The sequence below is a fragment of the Streptomyces sp. NPDC043746 genome (assembly GCF_056436485.1).
In genome coordinates, this window is the sequence record NZ_JBWKCM010000065.1 from 1 (window position 1) to 4127 (window position 4127).

The window sequence follows — 4127 nt, forward strand, 5'->3', positions numbered from 1 at the left end:
AACCGCACGGCTTCCTGCGCGTTCGGCGACCACGTCCGCGCATCCCCCACCAGATCACTCACACACCATCAACGAGCCTGAACTCAAAGCGTTTCGGATCAATATCACCTCCGCCCGGATCAGGCCGCCCCCGTCCGCCACACCCTCGATGACCAACGCCGACAACCCCGAAACACCACGGCCACAAGCTCGTTTACATCTCGCACACCATGCCAACGATGCCTGCTACTCGTCGTTACCACTGACTATTGATGGGAAACTCTTGCGGTTCCGCCTCCTGCGGGCACGTCACCGCAGTTCAGAGACTTGCCGCGAGGAACCCGAAGAGTTTCCCATCAATACGGGACAGAGTCGAACGGTTTACAGTCCTACCTCGTGGACCGAAGGCAGGGTGACATCTTGCGGCTCCCCGCGTTCAGGAGTTGCTTCAGGGAGCGGCGCGCGAAGCTGTCTTCGGAAAGCACCCTCACGGCCGCGCTGCGACAGCCCACATCTCCGCAAAGTTCTGGCGGTAGGCGTCATGCGGGGTTGCACCCTCGAGGCGTAGCACAGCCTCGTCGTCGTCCCGCAGTGAAGAGTTGTTCAAGTTGTGCGACCCAGTGAAGGTCCACTTGGTGTCCGAATGGCCGGCGTAGGACCCCTCGATAAGGACGTACTTTGAGTGGACGCGGGAGTGGTCGCTGTCGCTGAGGCGCCGCTGGGTAATGTTCTTCACTCCACTGAAGGTGTCCCAGTAACTGCTCTGGCCGTGGATAATCTGGACAGTACATCCGTTGGCTGCGAGCGTCTTGAGGGCGCTCACGACCTGGGGTCGGTTCGCGAACGCTGAGACAGCTAGGCGAACAGTGGACTTCCGCGTGACGGACCCGACCGAGTACGTGCAGGTGACGTTGTTGAGTACGTCGGCCATGAGGTCACCGGTTTTCTGGGGGAAGAAGTAGTACTTTTCTGTGCCCACCTTGCCGCTGGTGAAGTAGTCGTCGTTCTTGACCATGGCGACCAAGTCATTGAAGTAGCCGACGTATGCCGAGTACAACCCGGTGTTCCCGACTACGGTGTACGCGTTGTTCCAGTAGGAACTGACGTTGAGTTGGGTCTGGTTGGCCGAGGTCTGGATGACCGTATCCTCGCCGATGCCCTTCCGCTCACCGACGCGGGAGAACGTGAAGAACTTGTTGTGGTTGATGTGGCCGCGGCCCTCGTTCGGGGCGATGCAGGCTGCGCCGTGGGTGCACACGTGGACCCACGACCGGTTCGCCTTGTTCGTCGTCAGCGCTGAGATCAGACTGGCCGCGGCCGGTTTGCTCGTACGGCTCGCATCCAGGACGACGCGCACATTGACGCCCCTGTGGTGCGCGGCGACCAGGGCGTCCGTGTACTCCTGGTCGTCCAGAACGTAGAGAGCTGCTCGGATCGTTCGGCCGGTGCCGGTGCCGCCTGTTCCCGTGCTGTCGATGACACGGATGATGTGGTCCTTGATGGCACGCTGCTGGGCGACTGTGCCGTTCGGGTTGTTGAAGACGGCACCCGTGGATACGGGCGCACCTTCGGCCGACGCGGCCGGTGTGTTGGGGGTCAGTGTGACCATCGCCATCACGAGCACGGGGGCGATGCGCGCCAGTCGACTTCGCGGTATCCGCCTGGCCTTGGTAGCTGTCGAGTTTTGTGGCATCTCATCTCGCGATCTCTGCTGAGGGGTTCGTGGCTTTCGGGCCTGAGGCGAAATTCCGGAGAGGGCAAGCCGTTCCACAGATCAGTACGTCCGCCATCACTCTCTTGATCCAGTCGTAGCTCGATGGCACGCTGGCGAAGTGAGTCCTGGACTGGCAGTCGCCTACTGAGGTGATGCCTACCTGGTAGCGTTTCCCGTCTACGAGCTTGAAAAGAGGGCCGCCGGAGTCACCACTGCAGGTTATGCCGTTACCTTTCGTTGCCAGGATTGCCGGCCCGCCATACCCGTCGTTCGCCGAGTTCGACGCGACCTTCATGGTGGCCCGATAGAGATAGGGTGAACTATCGGCACCATACCCGAACGCGTAGGTCGTCGCGCCCACCTTGGGGTGCGCTGTGGCGAGACGAATCGGCTCCGCATTGGCCGACCTGGTCAGCTTCAACATGGCAACATCTTTTTTCGAACGAACCTTGGAAAAAGCGACGTTGACCACACCGCCACCGTAGTTCCAGTTATCGGCCTTCACGCGAACTTTGATTCTGTTTGTTGCGTACTTGGTATCCGGAACACCATTTCCGTTGGTGCCGTACATGATGCAGCGCTTTGCCGTCAGTACCCAGTAGTTATCGACGATCGATCCGGTGCAGTTTCCTTAGTCGTCGAGAAGGATGGCCGCGATCCCCCGATTGTCGGCCCGCTCGCCGCCGACAATGGCCTGTGCCGTCGGCGCCATTACTCCCATAGACACAAACAAAAGCACCGATAACACGGCGCCGAAACGGAACTTAGAAGGCTTCATACACTCACTCTCGCTGGATCGCACGGGGGTTCCGGAGGCGCGTCACGTGGTATGGGGACCGCCGCTCTCCCGTCTCGGGCATCGAAGCGCAGCGCCTCACCCTGTCGTGTGTCTCCCCCACCCGTATGTAGTGGACATGAAAACTAGCTGACCCCTCGGCCATCACGCAAGATGATGATCTATTGATCAGAAACTCATGGCGTTCTTGTCCAGGACGTAGCGGACGTGCGGGCCGCCGAAGTAGCCGCGGACGATGTGTGGCTGACGCTGGCGTCTGTGGAAGAACCTTCGGGTTTCGGCGGCGAGTTCGGCCTGGTTCCTGGCCCGGTGGGTGTGGGGCAGGCCGCGTTTCAGGTCGGCGTTGACCAGCTCGTCGGGGTTCAGTTCGGGTGAGTACAAGGGTAGGAAGTGCAGCTCGATCTGGTCTTGGTGGTCGGCGAGCCAGGCCCGGACGGTCTTCGAGCGGTGGGCCGAGTGCCGGTCGACGATCAGGTGGACCTCGTGGTCGAAGTGCCCGACGAGCCGGTCCAGGAAGCGGCACATCACCTTCGCGTCGAACGACTGTTGATGGCAAACTCTTGCGGCTCCGCCTCCTGCGGGCACGTCACCGCAGTTCAGAGACTTGCGGCGAGGAACCCGAAGAGTTTCCCATCAATGAGGTTTTTCAGCCTGGCCTCTGATCGGGTGACGGGGCGGTGTGAGGTCGGGGCGCAACGGGCAGGGCTCCCGTGCCGTTGAGGGAGGTGTTCGAAGCCTCAACTCAGCTGCACAGGAGCCCTGTTGGTTCCGTATCCTGCCGCACTCGACCTGCCTCACGCCCTGGTCGAGTGGGTCACCATGCTCATCGTCACCCGGGAGGGTGACCGACGGTGCAAACTCCCGCCGCACCGCCGTGCGCTGGTCGCACTCGTGCACCTTCGCCGCCACGACACCCTCGCCCATATCGCCACGGCCTTCGGAATATCCGTCGACACGGCCCACGCCTACGTCACCGCGGTCACCGGGCTGCTCGCCGAGCAGGCGCCGGGCCTGCTGAAGACGCTGCGTGTGCACGATCCGGGCTTCGTTCTCCTGGACGGCACGCTCGCGGAGTGCGACCGCGTCGGAGACGGCAGGGCCGACTACTCCTCGAAGCACAAGCGGCACGGGGTGAACGTGCAGGTCGTCACGGACCCGGCCGGTGAGATTCTGTGGCTGTCGCCGGCATTACCGGGCCGTACCCACGATCTGACGGCCGCCCGCACCTATAAGATCCTCCGAATCTGCGCACGCCAAGGCGTCCCGATCCTCGCCGACATGGCCTACATCGGTGCCGGTGACTGGGTCACCACCGCCAAACGCCGCCCGCCAGGCGGCGAACTCACAACCACTGAGCAGACCAAGAACCGGGCCCTGTCCGCAGCCCGCGCACCCGTCGAACGAGGCATGGCACGACTGAAGTCATGGCAGATCTTCCGCAGATCCCGTATCAGCCCCAACCGCATGAGCGTCATCTCCAGAGCCGTCCTCACCCTGGAGAGGCAACGCTGAAAACGCTCAATAGGTGAAGACCATGAAGTGCATCCGGCCACGGGTGCTGATCGCGGACATCGCGTTCACGGAGAACCGGTTCCCGGTCCGGCGGACGACGGGGGTGGAGCCTTGGGCGCCCCAGGT

General features: G+C 62.3%; 4 protein-coding genes. 1 reads left to right on the forward strand and 3 read right to left on the reverse strand.

The genetic code is table 11. The features are described 5' to 3' along the window. Positions 1–466 precede the first annotated feature (466 nt). From AC0682_RS31375 to AC0682_RS31385, 3 genes are all read right to left on the reverse strand, one after another. Entirely contained in the window at positions 467–1594 is a 1128-nt protein-coding gene (locus tag AC0682_RS31375; RefSeq protein ID WP_478536623.1) for a phospholipase D-like domain-containing protein, read from the reverse strand. A gap of 79 nt (positions 1595–1673) precedes the next feature. Continuing rightward, positions 1674–2306 carry a S1 family peptidase gene (locus AC0682_RS31380; RefSeq protein ID WP_478536625.1) on the reverse strand — a complete coding sequence of 211 codons (633 nt, stop codon included), beginning with the start codon at positions 2304–2306 and terminating at the stop codon, positions 1674–1676. Positions 2307–2657: 351 nt separating this feature from the next. After that, positions 2658–3014 (reverse strand): transposase, encoded by a 357-nt coding sequence (locus AC0682_RS31385; RefSeq protein WP_478536621.1) that lies wholly within the window; start codon positions 3012–3014, stop codon positions 2658–2660. Positions 3015–3251: 237 nt separating this feature from the next. Here AC0682_RS31385 and AC0682_RS31390 point away from each other — a divergent pair, with 237 nt between their 5' ends. Beyond that, positions 3252–4001, forward strand: a complete 750-nt coding sequence (locus AC0682_RS31390) for a transposase (RefSeq protein WP_478536622.1) — start codon at positions 3252–3254, stop codon at positions 3999–4001. Positions 4002–4127 lie beyond the last annotated feature (126 nt).

Coding starts and splice junctions, on each gene's coding strand:
- AC0682_RS31385 (WP_478536621.1), bottom strand. CDS start 3,014: ATGTGCCGCTTCCTGGACCGGCTCGTCGGGCACTTCGACCACGAGGTC.
- AC0682_RS31375 (WP_478536623.1), bottom strand. CDS start 1,594: ATGGCGATGGTCACACTGACCCCCAACACACCGGCCGCGTCGGCCGAA.